Source organism: Novipirellula methanifontis, from assembly GCF_052161655.1.
Lineage (GTDB): Bacteria > Planctomycetota > Planctomycetia > Pirellulales > Pirellulaceae > Novipirellula.
Map to the genome: position 1 here is coordinate 655470 of NZ_CP197418.1, position 18917 is coordinate 674386.

13 protein-coding genes are annotated in these 18917 nt (G+C 55.5%); 11 read left to right on the forward strand and 2 right to left on the reverse strand.

The genetic code is table 11. The features are described 5' to 3' along the window. The first annotated feature begins 26 nt into the window (after window positions 1-26). From SH528x_RS02285 to ccoS, 9 genes are all read left to right on the forward strand, one after another. On the forward strand, window positions 27-1718 hold the full coding sequence (locus tag SH528x_RS02285; RefSeq protein WP_442508917.1) for an FAD-dependent oxidoreductase: 1692 nt from the start codon (window positions 27-29) through the stop codon (window positions 1716-1718). Between the two features lie 537 nt (window positions 1719-2255). After that, window positions 2256-4643: a cytochrome-c oxidase, cbb3-type subunit I gene (gene ccoN, locus SH528x_RS02290; protein ID WP_442508918.1), complete on the forward strand. Its 2388-nt coding sequence runs from the start codon at window positions 2256-2258 to the stop codon at window positions 4641-4643. A 107-nt stretch (window positions 4644-4750) separates the two neighbouring features. Beyond that, window positions 4751-4933: a hypothetical protein gene (locus SH528x_RS02295; RefSeq protein ID WP_040769101.1), complete on the forward strand. Its 183-nt coding sequence runs from the start codon at window positions 4751-4753 to the stop codon at window positions 4931-4933. Further along, entirely contained in the window at window positions 4923-5648 is a 726-nt protein-coding gene (locus tag SH528x_RS02300; protein WP_442508919.1) for a cbb3-type cytochrome c oxidase N-terminal domain-containing protein, read from the forward strand. Before SH528x_RS02295 ends, SH528x_RS02300 begins: the two co-directional genes overlap by 11 nt. A 161-nt stretch (window positions 5649-5809) precedes the next feature. Further along, on the forward strand, window positions 5810-7243 hold the full coding sequence (gene ccoG / locus SH528x_RS02305; protein WP_442508920.1) for a cytochrome c oxidase accessory protein CcoG: 1434 nt from the start codon (window positions 5810-5812) through the stop codon (window positions 7241-7243). Beyond that, window positions 7240-7797: a FixH family protein gene (locus SH528x_RS02310; protein ID WP_442508921.1), complete on the forward strand. Its 558-nt coding sequence runs from the start codon at window positions 7240-7242 to the stop codon at window positions 7795-7797. The genes ccoG and SH528x_RS02310 overlap by 4 nt, the downstream gene beginning before the upstream one ends. Before the next feature lie 2 nt (window positions 7798-7799). Continuing rightward, complete coding sequence (locus SH528x_RS02315; protein WP_442508922.1) at window positions 7800-8726, forward strand: sulfite exporter TauE/SafE family protein; 927 nt, start codon at window positions 7800-7802, stop codon at window positions 8724-8726. 8 nt (window positions 8727-8734) lie between these two features. Continuing rightward, the gene (locus tag SH528x_RS02320; protein WP_442508923.1) at window positions 8735-11254 is read left to right on the forward strand and encodes a heavy metal translocating P-type ATPase; all 2520 of its coding nucleotides are present in this window, start codon (window positions 8735-8737) and stop codon (window positions 11252-11254) included. Further along, entirely contained in the window at window positions 11251-11442 is a 192-nt protein-coding gene (gene ccoS / locus SH528x_RS02325; protein ID WP_442508924.1) for a cbb3-type cytochrome oxidase assembly protein CcoS, read from the forward strand. The genes SH528x_RS02320 and ccoS overlap by 4 nt, the downstream gene beginning before the upstream one ends. Here the strand turns inward: ccoS and SH528x_RS02330 are convergent. Further along, window positions 11362-12708: a hypothetical protein gene (locus SH528x_RS02330; RefSeq protein ID WP_442508925.1), complete on the reverse strand. Its 1347-nt coding sequence runs from the start codon at window positions 12706-12708 to the stop codon at window positions 11362-11364. The two genes, ccoS and SH528x_RS02330, sit on opposite strands and share 81 nt — an antisense overlap. Before the next feature lie 120 nt (window positions 12709-12828). Here SH528x_RS02330 and SH528x_RS02335 point away from each other — a divergent pair, with 120 nt between their 5' ends. Both SH528x_RS02335 and SH528x_RS02340 read left to right on the forward strand, forming a co-directional pair. Beyond that, the gene (locus SH528x_RS02335; RefSeq protein ID WP_442508926.1) at window positions 12829-15150 is read left to right on the forward strand and encodes an efflux RND transporter permease subunit; all 2322 of its coding nucleotides are present in this window, start codon (window positions 12829-12831) and stop codon (window positions 15148-15150) included. Window positions 15151-15465: 315 nt separating this feature from the next. Continuing rightward, window positions 15466-17529: a sigma-70 family RNA polymerase sigma factor gene (locus tag SH528x_RS02340; RefSeq protein ID WP_442508927.1), complete on the forward strand. Its 2064-nt coding sequence runs from the start codon at window positions 15466-15468 to the stop codon at window positions 17527-17529. Window positions 17530-17541: 12 nt separating this feature from the next. Here SH528x_RS02340 and SH528x_RS02345 read toward each other — a convergent pair whose 3' ends face one another. Then, on the reverse strand, window positions 17542-18756 hold the full coding sequence (locus SH528x_RS02345) for a diguanylate cyclase (RefSeq protein WP_442508928.1): 1215 nt from the start codon (window positions 18754-18756) through the stop codon (window positions 17542-17544). Window positions 18757-18917: the final 161 nt, after the last annotated feature.

Below are 18917 nucleotides of genomic sequence, written 5' to 3' on the forward strand. Positions count from 1 at the left end.
CCGCGATACGAAGGAACCTAATCACGATGAATGCCACCAAGCCGCTCACCATTGTCATTGTCGGTGGGGTTGCCGGAGGGGCGTCGGCGGCGACGCGGGCCCGCCGGATGAATGAAAATGCCGAGATCATTCTGTTGGAGAAAGATCCCGACGTGTCATTCGCGAATTGTGGATTGCCGTATCACATTGGTGAAGAAATTCCCAATCGCGACTCGCTGCTTGTCGCCACGCCTGAATTCTTGCGCCGCCGATTCCGCTTGGATGTACGAACACGGCACGAGGCCCTGTCGATCGATCGCGAGAAAAAACGGGTGGAAGTCCGTCGCGGTGAAACCTCCGAAATCATTTGGATCGATTTCGACAAATTGATCCTGGCTCCTGGTGCGTCGCCGATTCGCCCCAATCTGGACGGGGCGGATGCCGAAAACGTCCTCAGCCTGCGAAACTTGAGTGACACCGACCGCATCAAGGCTATCGTCGACAACAAGCAAACGAAGAACGCGGTTGTTGTCGGTGCGGGTTACATTGGCCTGGAAATGGTTGAACAACTTGTCCAAAGGGGACTCAATACCACGCTAGTGGAGTTGCAACCGCAGGTGTTACCGCTGCTTGATTCCGAGATGGCTCGTCCGATCGCCGACGAGATCGAAGCCAAGGGAGTGTCGCTGCTGCTGGGGCGGAGCGTGACCGGCTTGGTCACCGACGGAAATAATCAGGTAACGGAGGTGGGCTTGAGCGACGGCAGCACGATTGCGACCGATTTGGTCGTGATGGGAATCGGCGTACAACCCAATATCAAACTTGCCGTCGATGCAGGACTGGAAATCGGAATCACCGGTGGGATTGCGACAAATGACTTCATGCAAACCAGCGATCCTGATATTTACGCGGTAGGCGACGCTGCCGAATATCGGTTTGGCCCGACTGGAAAGCGGATGCGAGTTTCCTTGGCAGGACCAGCCAATCGGGCGGGACGGTTAGCGGGACAACATGCCGCGACCGGGCAGAGCGATCCGATGCCAACCGTTCAAGGAACGTCGGTCGTCCGAGTGTTTGGTGTCAGTGCCGCCATGACAGGTTTGTCGCGAATGACGGCAAAGCGGTTTGGTGTCGATGCCACCAGCGTCACGATCGTGGCCAAAAATCACGCTGGCTATTACCCCGGGGCTCAGGTGATGACGCTCAAATTGGTCTATCAGCCGGAAACGGGAAAAATCCTCGGTGCGCAGGCCATCGGCGGTGCAGGCGTTGATAAGCGAATCGACGTGATCGCGACGGCAATGCAATTTGAGGGCACCGCTAGGCAACTCAGTGGCGTCGACCTCAGTTACGCACCGCCGTTTGGATCGGCAAAAGACCCGGTGCACATGGCCGCGTTCGCCGCGTGCAACCAAATCGATGGCATCGAGACTTTTTACGATAGCGACGCCGATTTGGCGGGCAAACAGGTGGTCGATGTCCGCACGCCCGCCGAGATCGAGCGCGCACCGTTGGCTGGATCGCCGCTGGCCAGCGAGTCTGGCAAAGGGATCATCGCTATTCCGGTCGATGAGCTGCGAGACCGAATTGGCGAACTCGATCCGTCGCTGCCCACAGTCGTGTCGTGTGCGGTCGGAATTCGCGGACATATTGCCGCATGCATTTTGAAACAGCATGGTTTCAAGGTGGCGAATTTGTCAGGTGGAGCGACGGTGCGAAACCGAGTCAAATTCGATTGAGCTGCGATCGCCTACGATGCCGATGAAATCATTTGCGATAACGATTCGATACATCGCATCGGCCCCTATTTGAAGATTTGCGCAACCGATTCGTGAATTTTCACGCCGAAGCTGACTGTATCTTCGAGAGTTGGCCTTGGCCCGGAAGAGACTGTCTTTTTGCCGCCGTCTTGGCCGGTTTGGGAGGCAGCAACCTGTACCCAAACCGGTTACAATCAGCGTCCCAAAGGGATGTTCGACGCAACGAGCGCGCCCATTTGCTCGAGTGTGCAGATGAGCTCATCGTCCGCGGTCGCACAGACTTGCCGTAAACCGACTGGACTTGTATTGACGATGATCAATTTTTAGCGGAAATTCCTGCTTCAAATTCGATTTGGACAACCTTGCGACAGCCTGCCACATTGGCAAATCTTCGTTTGGTGTTCAGTTTGTTAGATACATTTTTCAGAGGGTGGCGGCGAACCTCAATGCAATCAGCGTCACCGTTGGCTGACCCATCAGCTCGCACCACTCGTTTGTGATCAAAGGAAGAGACACTTGTCGATCGAGACTCATTCAGGATTTCCTGAACAACATTCAGGTCAAGCGAATCTTGACGCGCAAATCGATACCTATTCCTACGATGACGATATCGTTCGGAAGTTTGCGACGGCGACCCTATTTTGGGGTGTGGTCGCCACACTGGTCGGTTTGATCGTCGCGATCATTTTGGTTTTGCCAAAACTGTTCGGCGGACTCGAATGGCTGAGCTTTGGTCGTCTTCGCCCACTACATACCAACGCAGCGATTTTTGCCTTCGCTGGCAACGCCATCTTCGCGGCCGTTTATTACAGTACTCAACGGTTGTGCAAAGCGCGGATGTGGAGCGACGCATTGAGTCGGCTGCATTTCTGGGGCTGGCAAGCGATCATCGTCGCCGCCGCAGCGACGTTGCCGATGGGGATCACGCAAAGCAAGGAATACGCCGAACTAGAATGGCCGATCGATTTGGCGATCGCCGTCGTCTGGGCAGGATTCTTTGGCATCAACTTTTTGATGACGTTGATCCATCGTCGTGAACGGCACATGTACGTGGCGTTGTGGTTTTACATTGCCACGATCGTCACCGTCACTGTGCTGCATATCTTCAACAACTTGGTCGTTCCAATTGGACTGGGCAAAAGCTATCCGATCTATGCGGGTGTCCAAGACGCGTTCATGCAGTGGTGGTACGGTCACAACGCGGTCGCGTTTTTCTTGACCACTCCGTTCCTTGGGTTGATGTATTACTTCCTGCCCAAGGCCGCGAACCGCCCGGTATTTAGTTACAAACTTTCGATCATCCACTTTTGGTCATTGGTCTTCATTTACATTTGGGCCGGGCCTCACCATTTGCATTACACCGCGTTGCCGGAATGGGCGTCGACACTGGGGATGCTGTTTAGCGTGATGCTATGGATGCCATCGTGGGGCGGAATGATCAACGGCCTGCTAACGCTTCGCGGTGCTTGGCAAAAAGTCGCGGTAGATCCGGTTTTGAAATTCTTCGTCGTCGGTGTGACGTTCTACGGAATGGCGACCTTCGAAGGCCCGCTGTTGAGTGTGAAAAGCGTCAATGCGCTGAGCCACTACACCGATTGGACGATTGCTCACGTTCACGCCGGGGCGCTTGGATGGAACGGCATGATGACGTTCGGAATGCTGTATTGGTTATTGCCACGTTTGTTCCAAACCAAATTGTGGAGCACCAAGGCGGCTTCGGCTCACTTTTGGATCGGAACGATTGGCATTTTGCTGTACATCGTGCCGATTTACGCCGCCGGTTTAATGCAAGGTTTGATGTGGCGAGCGATGGACGATACCGGGAACTTGGTTTATCCCGATTTCATCGAAACGATTCAATCGATCGTGCCGCTGTGGTGGTTGCGTGTACTCGGCGGACTGCTGTTTGTCTCGGGTATTTTGATCATGGCAGTAAACTGGTTCATGACCTGGACCACACGTCCACGTACCTACGAAGTGCCGGTTTATCACACGCCACGATTGACCAAGGAAGCGCCCGAGGAAGTGATCGACACGACCAGTGCACTGGACGATGTCCCGGTACTTGAGGCGGCTAAGAAACTTGACGTGTTTGGCAAGATGGATTGGCATCGTCGCTGGGAACGATTGCCCGTGCGATTTACGGTGTTGACCACGTTGGCGGTAGTGATCGCGAGTCTGTTTGAGATCATTCCGACGTTCCTGATTCGCAGCAATGTGCCAACGATTGCCACGGTAAAACCATACACGCCGCTGGAGCTTGCCGGTCGCGACATTTTTGTTGCCGAAGGTTGCTACAACTGCCATTCGCAGATGGTGCGTCCGTTTGTTGCCGAAACGAAACGTTACGGCGAATACAGCAAAGCGGGCGAATTTATTTACGACCGTCCGTTCCAATGGGGCAGCCGCCGCATCGGTCCCGACTTGGCTCGTGAAGGAGGCAAGCAGAGCAGTCTTTGGCATTGGTTGCACCTCGAAAATCCCGAACAGGTTTCGCCCGGCAGTGTGATGCCCAGCTACCTTCACTTGCTTGATACGAAGATCAACTTTGCAATGATCCCCGATCGTGTTTGGGCCGCTCAAGCATTGGGGGCACCTTACGACTTTGACATCGCCGATTCTGCTGACTTGGCTCGCAAGCAGGCGGAAGTGATTGCGGCAGACGTGGTCTCGCAAGGCGGACCGGTCCAACGCGGCGAATTGATGACGTTTGACACCAAAGCGATCGCATTGATTGCGTTTCTGCAGCGAGTGGGAACGGACATCTTTGCGACGCCCGAACCTGAAAAGCCCGAACCTGAAAAGCCCGAGCCTGAAAAGCCCGAGCCTGAAAAGAAAGAAGGAACGCCAGAAGATCCGGCAACCGTCGAAGAACCCGCCGCCGAAGAGGTCGCGGCCCAGTAATGGGGTTTCTCGGTGGATCCTTTTGTAAAACCGACGAAAGTCTTGACGACTTCCGCTACTGGACTGAGCGACAAAAACAAACTTCTCACGCCTAGTGAATTTGAATCATGCTTACTGATGTGATACGAGCAATCGACTACAGCGACTGTGCCGAAATTGCACTGGCGTTGTTCTGCTTTGCCTTCGGCTTAATGTTCTTCGCCACGATGCGATTGTCACGCAACGCGACCGACCGATTTGCAGCTATCCCGCTATCCGACAATGTGGAGACTCCTCGCGATGGGCAATAATCCGAAAAACCAAGATGGTATCGAGCAAGAGTCGATCGTGGGTGAAATCCCCGATGATCCGTTGACAGGCCATGCCTATGACGGCATCCAAGAGTTTGACAATCCGTTGCCGGGTTGGTGGAAATGGATGTTCATCGGATCGATCTTGTTCGCGTTCCCGTACGCCGCGTTCTACCACGGCGGCGCCGAAGGACGAACGGCCACCGAACATTACGACAAAGCACTGGCCGAGAACATCCGATTGCAATTCGCAGAGATCGGCGAGTTGAAGATGGACCCGGCCACGGTCGTGAAATTTTTATACGAGCCCAATTGGCTGCGAGTGGGGAAATCGGTTTTCAAAACAAATTGCGTATCTTGTCACGGGGCTGAAGGCGGCGGTTTAGTCGGCCCGAACCTGACCGACGATGCATACAAAAACGTGAAAGACATCGGCGACATTTTGAACGTTCTCGAAAACGGGGCAGCGGGCGGAGCGATGCCGGCTTGGAAGACTCGCTTGTCGCCCAACGAATTGGTATTGGCCGCCAGCTATGTCGCCAGCCTGCGTGGCACCGAAGCGGCCGACGGAAAGCCCGCCGAAGGACGCGTGATCGCGCCATGGCCTGAAGCGCCACCGGAAGAAGTGCCTGCTTCTGACGAAGCAACTGACGAAAGCAAAGAAGATGCAAGCGAAGACGCCTCGGAGCCGATGGCCGAGAAGGCAGCGACCTAAAAGAACCAAATTGTCCGAATCGCCGGGCAATTCCTGCGACTGAAACCCTGATTTGGGGAATCGTCGCCACCGCGGATCGATCCGCATACGCATCAGGTTCGAGAAACATAATGAAACGAACCGATGCAGTTATTTCCGCTTCTATTTAAGGAGGCGTAACGATGAACAATGCAAAACAGTTGCCGGTGATTTCAGGCGACGAAAAAAATGACAGCAGTATGCTCGAGTCACCCGAGCATGTGCTTAGTACGCTCGAAAAAGATGGTTCACGGCGCTGGCTGCGGCCTACATTGTCGACCGGGTTTTGGTGGAAATGGCGACGCTGGATCGCTTACGGTCTAGTCGCCTTCTTCGTCGCGTTACCCCACATTCGCATCGGAGGACTGCCGCCGATTCTGTTGGATGTGCCAGCCAGACGATTTGTTTTCCTCGGACACGTCTTCTTGCCGACCGACACGTTGTTGTTGGCGTTGGTGATGTTGGGTGTGTTCTTGACCATCGTCTTTGCTACCGCGCTGACGGGTCGGATTTGGTGTGGTTGGGCCTGTCCTCAAACCGTCTACATGGAATACCTGTTCCGGCCGATCGACCGTTGGTTCGAGGGCACCGTGGGCAAAGGGGGGCAAGCCAAACGGCCGATCGAAGGTTGGCGTCGGATTGCCCGCTGGGCCGTGTACGTGGTGTTGTGCATGTTTCTCGCCCACACGTTTTTAGCCTACTTTGTCGGTACCGATCGACTCGCAGAGTGGATCCAAAGCTCTCCGATCGAACACCCAGCCGCCTTTATGGTGATGGGGTTCACCACCGGCTTGATGCTGTTTGATTTCCTCTTTTTCCGAGAGCAACTCTGTTTGATCGCTTGTCCTTACGGGCGCTTTCAATCGGTGATGCTGGATCGGCAAAGCTTGATCGTCGCGTATGACCCGAAACGTGGCGAGCCTCGCAAGCGAGGGAAACATGTGGCTGGTGATGGCGCAGGCGACTGTGTCGATTGTCACCAGTGCGTTCGCGTTTGCCCGACCGGGATCGATATTCGCGAAGGATTGCAATTGGAGTGTATTAACTGCACGCAGTGCATCGATGCATGCGACGACGTGATGACCAAGGTGGGTAAACCCAAAGGGCTGATTCGCTACAGTTCGCAAGATGCACTGGATGGAAAGAAGCCTAAATTCTTTCGCTTGCGCACCGTCGCCTATCCCGCGTTGTTGTTGGTCGTGGGCATCGGATTCCTTGCCGTTTTGTCGACAAAATACGCTTTTGACGCACGCTTGATTCGCGGCAAAGGCAGCCCCTTTCACCGCCATGTCACTGGCAACGTCAGCAACCAATTCCGACTGCGGTTAGTCAACCGTACCAACGAGTCTCGCGAATACACCGTTGAAATCGTGAAGCCGGAAACGGCGATCATACGCGAGATCGGCGACGAGACTCCTAAGCTGGAAAGCAACGCTACCGAACTTGTTCCGTTGGTGGTCGAAGTTCCTGGGAAAGTGTTCGGCCCGGGGGGCAACGTCGAAGGAGAACTGCGAATTCGCGATGACGCGGGCAACGAACGCACGCTAAAAATGCAACTACTAGGTCCACGACGATGATGGAAAACCCAACCTCTACGAATCCGACGCCGGAATTCAATCGCATTGCCAATCGCAACGCCGCCATTCGTTGGGGCGGATTGGTGGTCGGACTGCTGACGCTGCAAGTCGCCGTGGGCGTGGTCGCAATCATGCTGGCGACCGGCGATCCGTCGGCCGCGGTCCTTCCCGATTATTATCAGAAATCGCTCGACTGGGACGACCAACGAAAATCCGAAAGCGTCTCACGCGAACTCGGTTGGAATATCGCGTTAGTGCCAATCCCGGGTCAACACAGCGCGACTCTGCAGGGTGTTTTGACCGATGCCGATGGCAAACCGGTTCAAATCGCATCGGGAACCGTTCACATGTATCACTACGCACGCGCCGCAGATGTGAAAACGTTTTCGATTAGTGCAAACTCCAGTGGCGTTGTTGTTGCCGAAGACTGCTTTGCTGCGGATGGCTTGTGGCAAATCGACATCGAAGTCAGCAATGACCAAGACGAACATTTTGTCCATTCCCAAGATATCCTCGTCACTCAAACGCAGCGTCGGCTGACGAAAGGATACTAACCGTGTTGACGCTGGCGATGGCAGTGATTGTGGCGAGTTTGCTTGGCAGTTTGCATTGCGTTGGCATGTGCGGACCGCTGGCGCTGTGGGTCACGGGTGGTGGATCGAGTCGAGCTACGATCAGTGCCTACCACGTCGGCAGGCTAACGACGTACTTGATCGCCGGCGCGGTGGCTGGGATTTTAGGGGCGGCGGTTTCGATCGGTGGCGACATGGTTGGTTTCCAATCGGCTGCTGCCAAGGTCGCAGGCGGCTTGTTGATCGCCGTCGGCTTGTTGCGACTGGCAAAATTGCACCCGCGTTTTAATCGGCCTTTATTGAGTTCTGCGACAAGCTCGGGGCCTTCGACGGTCGCTGCGGTGCTAAAGCGTTTCAAGCCACTGCTGGATCGGCAAACCGCAGTCTCACGAGCCTACCTGGGCGGCTTGATTACGACCTGGTTACCGTGCGGATGGTTGTATCTGTTTGTGCTGGTGGCCGCGGGAACCGGAGGCGTTTTACCCGCTGTGGTAGTGATGTTCGCCTTTTGGATCGGAACACTTCCGGCGCTGACCACGATGTTGGTGGGTATCCACTCGTTGACGCCAAAGCTGCGAGGCATGCTGCCGATTGCCGCAAGTGTGTTTTTGATTGTGACCGGGCTGTATACCGTCACCGGACGGGCGGCCGTGGACGTTTCCAGCTTGGTCGCGCCCCACTTAGGCGATGAAATCACCGCCACCTCGCTGATCGATCTGAAAGAGCAACCTTTGCCGTGTTGTGCCGAAGCCCCGTCCGCCGGTGAGTCGAGCGAGTGTCCGTGCTGTGCCAGCAACGATGCCTCGGCAGATAGCGAGCTGACGGAGGATCCAGAGACAACGCTCTTGGACACCACCAATAACGCTGCCGACACACCCCGAGCCACAGTTCCCCGAGCCACCGTCCCATGAGCTCGGCAATGGATCGACCGCAAACCCAGCAAACCGTCGAGTGTGTGCATTGTGGATTGCCCGCCCCCAGGCCACACGATGAGTCAGCACCCGCGTTTTGCTGCAATGGCTGCAAAGGAGCCTGGGAATTGATTCATGGCTGGGGTCTGGAGGACTATTACGCGCTGCGTGATTGCGGCCCCACCGAGACGCTTGGCGATCGAGGTCGCGATTCGTTTGACGATCTTGATGATCCCAAACTGTTGTTTCCTTCGGTGGTCAAAAAGGGGATCGGTCCCAATGGCATCGAATTGGCTCGCGTCCGTTTATCAATTCGCGGTCTGCACTGTGCCGCGTGTGCATGGTTGATTGAACAAGCACCGAATCATGTCAGCGGATGGCATTCTGCGTCGGTGCAAATGCATTCGCGATCGGTCGAATTGGTTTACGATCCGACCACCGTCAAACTTAGCCAATTGGGACGACTGCTAAAAACAATCGGCTATCACGTGGTGCCGCTTGATACGGCGGGCGAGCGGGACGCCAGCAGCGAAGAGAGTCGGCGAATGCTTGTCGAAGTTGCGATTGCCGGTTTTTGTGCGATGAATGCAATGTGGATTGCGGTTGCACTGTATGCCGGTGCGTTTTCGGGGATCGAGGAATCCCAACGCAACTTGTTACGATTCACCGGCGTGGGGCTGGGCGTTGCCGCGGTGCTGTTTCCTGGCCGCGTTTTCCTGCGAGGTGCGATTGCCTCGATTCGCTTGCGAGTGCCGCACATGGATTTGCCAGTCGCACTGGGATTGTCCGCAGGTGTGATCGCTAGCATCTATGGTTTGTTCGAGACCACGTCGGAAGTTTACTTTGATTCGATCGCGACGCTAGTCTTTTTACTGTTGGTCGGACGCTGGGTGCAACTTCGTCAACAACATTCGGCGGGGCGTGCGATCTCGGCGCTTTTAAGTTTGACGCCCAATGCGGCCACGCGAGTGGACGGCGACGAAATTTTGACGCGTGTTCCGGCATCCGAAATTAAGCTGGGCGACATTGTGAAGGTCGATCCAGGAGAAAGCATTCCCGTGGACGGACGCGTGGTGCGGGGGCAATCGCAACTCGATCGCTCGTTATTGACCGGTGAAAGCCGTCCCGTCGCAGTTGGTATTGGATCGGATGTTGAAGCCGGCACAGAAAACATCGCATCGGTGATTCACGTCGAAACGACCGCGATTGGCGACGCAACTCGACTCGGTGCCCTTTCGCAATCGGTTGCCGAGGCGGCTGCGAGCAAGACACCGATTGTCCAATTGGCCAATCGCGTGGGGGGATGGTTTGTCAGTGTGGTGATGGTGCTTGCGGTTGTTACCGTGATTGCATGGTGGCATGTGGACCCGGCGCTGGCAATCAATCATAGCGTTGCCTTGTTGATTGTCGCTTGCCCTTGTGCACTGGCGCTTGCCACTCCGCTGGCGATTGCGGTGGCAGTCGGCCGACTCGCCGAACGGCGAATCCTGGTTCGTTCGGGTGAATCGCTAGAGCAGTTTTCGAAACCCGGAACAATCTTTTTTGACAAGACCGGAACGCTCACCCAAGGCCGAATGCAAGTCACGCATTGGTTCGGCGAGCCAGAGATTTTGCAGCGAGTGCAAGCGATTGAGTCGACCATCGGCCATCCGATCGCCCGTGCCATCACCGAGTACAAACGAAGCAGTCATGCAGATTCACTTGAGGCGATCGAGGTTCAAAATCGCGTGGGAGTCGGTGTCGAAGGTATTATTCAAGGACGGCATTTTACGATCGGCAGCCTGAAGCTCGTTGATCAAATGAAGCTTACCGTATGCCCGCTCGAGCAAGAACAAATCGAAACCGTCTTGTCATCCGGAGCCACTCCGATCTTGGTCGTGGTGGACGACCGGATCGAGGCCGTCTTTGGTGTCAGCGATCCGGTTCGTGGCGAGGCCAATCATGTCATCAGCCAATTGCGTGATAGCGGATGGAAGGTTGCGATGTTGTCGGGCGATCATGCTGCGATTGTCAGCGAGGTTGCCCATCGGCTCGGCATCGACGCGGCGCTCGCTTTGGGGGATCAATCACCCGAACAAAAACTGGCGGCGATCCAGCAAGCCAAACGCGATGACCACGTGGTTGTGATGGTCGGTGATGGCGTCAATGACGCGGCGGCGCTTGCGGCAGCCGACGTCGGTGTCGCGCTTCGAGGTGGTGCGAACGCGAGTCTTGCGGCTGCACCGATTTTGATCGGCAACAGTCGGCTCGATGGCATCGTCACGCTGACTCAGACCGCCAAACGGACCGCACGGTCGATCCATCGGAATTTTGCGGTTTCGATAAGCTATAATTTGATTGCTGCGGTTTTGGCGATGACCGGAATCATCAGCCCGCTGATCGCGGCGATCTTGATGCCAATCAGCTCGTTGACGGTATTGACGATGACGCTGGCCACGCCGATCGTCGATGCATCCGCAGACGATGCCGAGAAGTCCGATCCATCGCCACGCACCCGCCGATCTCTCCTTAAGGAATCGATAGCATGAGTGTTTTAACGATCGCATTGCCGATCGCATTGCTGTTGGGTGGTTCAGCGCTCGTGGCGTGCATTTGGTCGATTCGGCACGGCCAATTTGATGATCTCGATTCCGCCTCAGTCCGCATTTTGGTCGACGAGAAGCGGCTCGACAAATCGCGGCCGAATCAGACCGGCAGCGGCGATCACGGCAAGTGACGGAATCATCGGCGACCGCATCCGCAGATTGCTCCAGTAAATCGTGTGAACCGCCGACAGCGTGATCACCAACGCGATCATCGCCCACCACGCTGGGGTCAAAATGCCGCGGCCGATGCGATAAAGCCCGACAAGGGCGGCGATCCAGAAGGCCAGATAATAAAGCGTTACGATCACAATCGGTGGCCAGGATCGACCGGCGACATGATGTGGCATCGGACTCCACAATCGCCCCAGTCGCACGACACAGGACCAAACAAACATCGACGGTTCTCGGGCAATCGTTGCCTTGGCGGCCTGGTACGACCACTGGTCGTCCGCGTGTTCATTGAGTGATCGAGGTGCCGGCAACTCTGCGGCAGGATTGGACCAATCGGTTTGCCAGAAGGTCTCGCTTGTAGGATCGCCCTGAAAACGATGCTCATAAGCTTCAAGAAACGGCTCGGCGTCCCAGGCTTCAGCAAACTTGCCGTGGCGAAGGTAGTCGTAGAACGAGGGGTTGTTGGCCAGCAGCAGCGTGTAGCCTCCGTGGCTGGTCGCCCAAACCGGATGCCCCACTGCGTTCAAATTACGAACTGTCCATAACCCCACCGCCAACACCATGATCGTTGCGGTCGCAAACGTGCACGCCAGCCGACGAGTCCAGCAGCTTTTCGTGCTGAACAAAATAGCCGGCAACATCAACACCGCCCAAACCAAAAACGTGGGACGACATAAATAAGCCAACGCAAGCAAAACCGCGAACATCAACGCATTTGCCAGCGTCGGCGACGGTATCCAGCGGCACACCCAAAGCCAAACGGCCAGCGTCGCCAGGGCAGCAGCGATGGTTTCCGTCATCACCAGGGTCGATTGCTGGACCAAAATCGGATCGATAATCACTAACACCGCAGCCAAAATACTCGCTAGCCCGAAACGTCCCCTGTCGATCAATTGCGATGCGATCGATAAAGTGCACGCTGTGGTCAGCACACCCAACCCCAGATGCAGCAACCCTACAAGCAAATGATTGACGTGGTGATCGACCGTGAGCCAGGAGAGCAGATAAGGATACAGCGGCGGACGAAATGCGGTTGGCTTGGCGGGCTGGGCCGCGTCAATCTCGCCGGAGCCACTCGCGGCGGGTAGTCCGAACACCCCGGTTTCGGAAAGTGTTTCGGCGATCACTCGGTAAGCGTCAGGATCTTGACCAAATTGGTCGAGGTTGCTCAGCACCACCCCACCTCGAACGACCAATGCCAATACGATGATGCCAACGAACTTCATTCGATTAGACGATGCGGATTGAGTCCAATGGGGCATGGGCAATGCAGGAATCGATGACGAGAGAGCCAATTTGATACGAGCAATATTAGCGGAGCCTAGCGTGGACTGCGAGCGAGCACGATGAACAAACCGACCCGCACGAACCGAAAATCAGGGAGCATGGCTTCGCGTTTGATTCAATTCCGCGTGGTGTTATCGCTGCTCGGCTTGATCGTGTTAGCTGCGGCGTGGCCGTTTTCGGAACAGCTAAAGCTTGACCGCAGCATCACGGCGATGTTCTCGCCCACCGATTCAACACTGGTCGATTATCAAACGTTGCAAAATTCGTTTGGTGGCAATGCGGTCGCGATCATGGTTTATCCCGACGCCGATTTGATGTCCAACGAGGGGTTACGGCGAAGTGACGCAATCGCGTCGGAAGTCCGTCAAATCGAAGGAGTCGACGGCATCTTATCGCCATCGACGCTGAACGCGGCAGTCGAAAAGATTCGTCCCGGCAGCTTCTTTCGCAGCGAAACGGATATTCCGGGGTTGGCTCGCCGCGACGACATCGTTGCTCGTGGCATCGAACATTTGTTCGCAGGCTATACCCACTCCGACGACCACCGACTTGCTGCCGTGGTCGTGATGTTGTCACCAAACCATCCGCCGGCGGCGATTGAATCACTTCAAGCGATTGCCAGCAAGCTTCCCGATCAATATGAAGCCATCGCAGAACCCGGCGTCGTCGTGGGCGAACCGGTGCTGATTCACGATGGTTTCAATTTGATTGAGCGCGACGGACGTAAACTGACTACCGTGACGCTGATCCTATTGAGTATCGTCGTGCTGGTGACATTGATGGACCTGCGTTTTGTTGCTTTGACGGGTCTGGTCGTGGTGTGGTCGATCGTCGTAACCGAAGCGACGCTCGTGCTGCTGGGGCTGAATCAATCGCTTGTTTCGACAATCATGCCCGCGATCATCACGGTGATCGCGGTCGCCGCGGTGTTGCATTTGGGGACTAAATTCCAAGACGCCAGGGCCAAGGGACTTAGTCGTTACGACGCCACATGGCGATCGTTTTCGCTGCTGATCGTTCCGATCCTGTGGACTTGTTTGACGGATGCTGCGGGATTCGCGGCGCTTGGATCGTCACGGATTCTGCCGGTACGTCAATTTGGTGCGATGATCGCCATCGCCTCGATCGCAGTGTTTGTTGCCATCATTTTGTTTGCGGGGGTGACGATGATGTTGCCTGAATTGAGTTTCGGCAAATCGTTGCACCGCGTCCAGCGTAGGGCAACACGAGCGATCAGCCGTCGCTGCACCTTGGTTGCCGCCGCGTTTGTGTCACATCGCAAATTCGCAATCGCCGTTGCTCTTATTTTGTTGGGTGTTTCAGTGCTTGGGACATGGCAAGCGAAACCAGAAACCAGCTTCCTGAACAATTTTCGTAGCGACAGCGAGATCGTGCTGGCGTATGACCAAGTCGAACAGCAGTTTGGCGGCGCGGGGGTGTGGGACATCCTGTTGCCCGCGCCAAAGCCATTGACGCGAGACTACTTGAGACAAGTCCTGCTGATGGAGAGGGACCTACGCGACATTGAGGTCGATGACGCCAAATTGACGAAGGTCTTGAGCATGGCCGACGCTGAATATGTCGTCGGCAAGACACCGATACTAAAGTACGCTCCTCCGTCGCTGCGGATGACGGGGATGCGAGCCACGATGCCTGAGTTTGTCGATGCGTTACTCAATCCCTCCGACACTCAACCACGTCGTTTGAGAATCATGATTCGCAGCGAAGAACAATTGCCTGCGGAATCAAAAACGCGGTTGATTGCCGAGGTCCAGCGGATCGTCGATAAACATACGCAAGCCGATGCTTGGAACGATGCGTTCGAAACGCCCCCTGATTCACGCCCAATTGTCACCGGTTACTACGTGATGATGTCACGATTGGTGTCACAGTTAGTAGGTGACCAATGGCGATGTCTGGGGTTTGCCGGGGTGTTGGTGTGGTTGCTGTTGTGGATCGCCACGCGATCGATTCGGCTGGCGTCTGCCGCCCTGCTGCCCAACTTGCTACCTGCGTTTGTGGTGTTAGCGACGGTGGGTTGGATTGGTGGCAAGATCAACATGGGGGCAGCGATGATCGCGGCAGTCTCGATTGGATTGACGATCGACGGATCGGTCCACTTGTTGGCAATTTATCGGCGTTATCGCAAACATGGACATCCGATCACCGTGGCGGTCACTCACGCTGCCGGAAGCGTCGGAGTGCCGATTTTGTTGGCGACGTGCGCATTGGTTTTCGGGTTCAGCATCTTGTCGACTAGTGAATTCATTCCGACCGCCACATTTGGCACCCTCGTTGCGGCCACGTTGTTACTAGGAACACTGGTCAATCTAACGCTCCTGCCAGCCTGTATTGCCGTGGTCGATCGCGAAAAAACGTGACAGAAGACGAAGGCCAGCTGTCTTGGAGTTCGCTCGGTCGCAGCAAGTAAAACGTTCGGAAAACACCGGGCGTCTTGCGGACTGGCGACTTATTCAAAGTCGCCTTTCGCTCCGCGAAAGCTGCGTCAATAAACGCAACTTTTGCGGAGCAAAAGGCGACTATGTTATTAAAATAACGACAAAATCAATGAACTGCTGACGCCGTGCCGCAATGCCACCCGAGGCTGGGGAGGTGGAGTGTTTGCTTTGCAGCAGAAATATTTTGATTTTCTGCGCGCACCTCGCCCGGCTGGTCGCACTACAGTAATAGATGCCATGAATATTACTGAAGAAACGACCGAACCGAGCTCGACCACAAGCCCATCGTCACACGATCTGGGCGGTGTTTCCAATGCGGATCTACTCGATGCATGGAACCAAGACCATGAAGCTGCGGCGATGGCGGCGCTGGTCGATCGCTATAGCGTGATGGTGCTGAGCGTTTGCCGGCGACGGTGCCGATCGCACGCGGATGCGGACGATGCTTATCAAACGACGTTTTTGTACCTGGCACGTAACAGTAGCAAAATCCGACACCCCGAACGGCTTGCAGGATGGCTGCACCGCGTCGCCCAACGTGCTGCGGTAGCCGTAACTCAATCGTGCAAACGTGAAACCGAATCCATGGCTGAACCGATTGCCACCCCCGACGATCCGCTGGACCGTTTAACACAGCGACACGAAGCGATCGTGTTGGACGAAGAATTGTCCGAGCTGCCGGAACATTACCGCGCCGCGATCGTGATGCATCTGTACGAAGGCACCACGCTCGAGTCGCTCGCCGAATCGCTGGGCACCACCGTTGGCTCGGTACGAGGCCGATTGCAACGCGGAAAAAAATTACTTGCTGATCGGCTGCGTCGTCGCGGCGTCGTTCCGGTATTGGCGTTTGCCGCTGCCAATGCATTAACCGTTTCCACCACGACGGCGGCTCAGGCAAGTGAACCACTGATTGAATCGCTGCATCGCGGCGATCTTCCCGATTCCCCCGTTGACCCTCATCTTCTTGACTCTCTACTCTCGCAAGGAACCCGACTGATGCCTTCACTGTTTACGACCCTCGCGGGCGTGATCGCCGGCTCTGCCATCCTCGGCTTGTTGATGGTCTCTGGCTCGGCGGGCCAGCCCAGCGAACAACCCGAAACGATTAAAATTCCCAGTCATGTGGCTCAGTTTGGTGGTGGCGGCATGGGTGGAGGCGGAGCGGCGATCACCACCGAACCGCACGACCAACCCAAACGAAAACCGCTCGACAAAAAAGCAAAAGATGCGACAAAGGAAGACAGCAAAGGGAGCACCACTGGGGCACGCATGATGTGGGCTGAGCAAACGGTGGTTCCGGATCCAGTCGGCGCGGTCGCCGAACACGCACTTCAGGCCATGGACCAGTCCTTTGAATTCAACGTTGAGGTTACACTCGACGATCTACCAACGGCCCTCGAGTCGATTACCGGTGTCCCCGTCATCATTGATGATCGCGGCGTCGCATTCGCCGAGCTCAAAGAGGGTGAAACTCAGGTTAAACTTCAAGCGAGTGAGCTGCCGTTAAGGACCGCACTGCGAAAAATGTTGCGACCGCACGGCCTGCGAGCCACCGTAGAAAACGATGGCGTGGTCATCACCGCCGACACCGCGTCACTGGTTCACAAAGGCATCGGTGTCTCACGCTGGATCAATCTTGACGAAGCCGTAGAGAAGAAAATTGCCACGGCACTTCATAGCCCGATGCAAGCCACCTTTTTCGACACTCCGTTAGAGGAGGCTCTTCAGACGATCTCGATGGAAGCCGATCTTCCCATCCGAATCGATGCTCGGGCATTGGAAGAAATCGGTCTGACCGTAGACTTTCCGGTCGACTTCGTCATCAAGCAGGTTCAACTACAAAGTCTACTGGAAATCATGCTTGCTGATTTTGACTTAACCTACACTATCCAAGGTGAGACCTTAACGGTCACGACCGTTGAAGTTGCTGAAGAACGTTTGCTGAATCGGATTTATTGGCTTGAAGGAACTGGCGTGGTCCCAGGAAATTTCACCACAATCATCAATCTGATCCAAACCACGATCCGTCCCGACACATGGGAGGCGTTGGGGGGGCCTTCGACGATGGCACCGTTTCAATCGACACGTCCTGCGTTGCTGATTTCAACCACCTATGACGTGCATCAGCAAATCGAGACGTTGCTGCAAACACTGCGTGAATCGCACTTTGGCCCCGATCCGGTGCTCGAATCGGTCGAGGTCCCGATACCGATGTCGATGCAGGGCGGAATGGGCGGCGGCGGTATGGGCGGCGGCGGGATGTTTCGAGCCCAAAATTCGATGGGTGGATTCCAGTGAACTCCGTGTGCATCAGATGCAAACGCAATTCTCATCCGCTCGAGCTACCGATTTGGCTTCGGGTTCGCCGTACACCACCACTCGATTGCGACCTTGGTGCTTAGCGACGTAGAGCGCACAATCAGCCTGGTTGATCAATGCCAGGGCGTCATCGGCACCAAATTGAAGGTGAGATACTCCGATGCTCGCACTGATTCTTAGCTCGGGTTGATCTTCAAATTGTTGAGCAGCGACACCTTGGCGAGCTATCTCGCCAGCCTTGGTTGCTTCATCGAGGCTGACCCCAGGCATCAGAATGCAAAACTCTTCGCCGCCGTAGCGACAGACCACTGCAGGGGCGCGAAACGAATCTCGCAATATCTGGGCTACGGCTTTTAATACTTCGTCCCCAACTTGGTGCCCATAAGTATCGTTAACTTGTTTGAAATGATCATTGTCGACCATGAGGCAAGCAAGCATCGGTTGGGCGCGATTGAGCGTCGTCCAAATTGAGTCGAACCTTTCAAAAAGGGCTCGGCGATTCACGCATCCGGTCAACGCATCTTGAGTCGCGAGTACTTGGAGTTCGCGGTTCTTGTTTGACATTTCTTCGCGACTGTTTCTTAGCATTTGCAGCAGTCGTTCGACTTCGGCGCGATGCTCTTCGACAGCGGTCACATCACGAAACGTCGCTAAAACGCCTCCCTCGTCCGAGGTGTTGTCGTCCACGGGGGAGGCGTTAATCGCCAGAAAACGAAACGAACCATCGGGATGCTGGTATCGCATCAGTTGATCAACGTGCCGCTTATTTTCGCTCATCGCCCGAGCCCAAGGAAAGTCCTCGGAAGTCGACGAACGACTGCACACCCATCCCAGTGAATTAAGTCGCTGCCCGACCAACTCTTCGGCGGTTAGACCGATCGTGTCACAGAACGAGCGGTTGGCCAGAACAATCCGGTTAGCGTCATCCATGATTACCAAGCCTTCGGCCAACGCATCCAACGATTTGCGAACTCGGTCCGTCACCACCTGAGTGACTTCGAAGGATCCGAACAGCCGAACGACCAGCAGAGTGTAGGCAGCAATACCACCGACGATAAAGAAGGCGACCAAACGCATGAACGCGCGTCCGTTGTCATGCAGCGACTCTGGAATCAAACCCAGAAACTTGCTGCCAAGTATCAGGCTGATTCCGACGCAAACGATCGCAATCGCGACTTTCAGCGAAGCAAAATAGATCCTCAACACGCTCTTATTCCTTAGGTAGTAGGCCCCCCTGGTTTCCGTACGTCCACGCTCTCAATCATTCACCAACGAATTCCACGAGTGAATTTCATCAACGATTGTGCTAGCGCAATGCCCCGCGCGTTATCGGTCTGCCGTATATGCCCAAATGCTGCTCTGCTTCA

Bases quoted from the DNA above. Each gene is read 5' to 3' on its own strand.
- SH528x_RS02300 (WP_442508919.1), top strand. From the start codon at position 4,923: ATGGGCAATAATCCGAAAAACCAAGATGGTATCGAGCAAGAGTCGATC.
- SH528x_RS02330 (WP_442508925.1), bottom strand. From the start codon at position 12,708: ATGAAGTTCGTTGGCATCATCGTATTGGCATTGGTCGTTCGAGGTGGG.
- ccoS (WP_442508924.1), top strand. From the start codon at position 11,251: ATGAGTGTTTTAACGATCGCATTGCCGATCGCATTGCTGTTGGGTGGT.
- ccoG (WP_442508920.1), top strand. From the start codon at position 5,810: ATGAACAATGCAAAACAGTTGCCGGTGATTTCAGGCGACGAAAAAAAT.
- SH528x_RS02340 (WP_442508927.1), top strand. From the start codon at position 15,466: ATGAATATTACTGAAGAAACGACCGAACCGAGCTCGACCACAAGCCCA.
- SH528x_RS02285 (WP_442508917.1), top strand. From the start codon at position 27: ATGAATGCCACCAAGCCGCTCACCATTGTCATTGTCGGTGGGGTTGCC.
- SH528x_RS02335 (WP_442508926.1), top strand. From the start codon at position 12,829: ATGAACAAACCGACCCGCACGAACCGAAAATCAGGGAGCATGGCTTCG.
- SH528x_RS02310 (WP_442508921.1), top strand. From the start codon at position 7,240: ATGATGGAAAACCCAACCTCTACGAATCCGACGCCGGAATTCAATCGC.
- SH528x_RS02320 (WP_442508923.1), top strand. From the start codon at position 8,735: ATGGATCGACCGCAAACCCAGCAAACCGTCGAGTGTGTGCATTGTGGA.
- SH528x_RS02295 (WP_040769101.1), top strand. From the start codon at position 4,751: ATGCTTACTGATGTGATACGAGCAATCGACTACAGCGACTGTGCCGAA.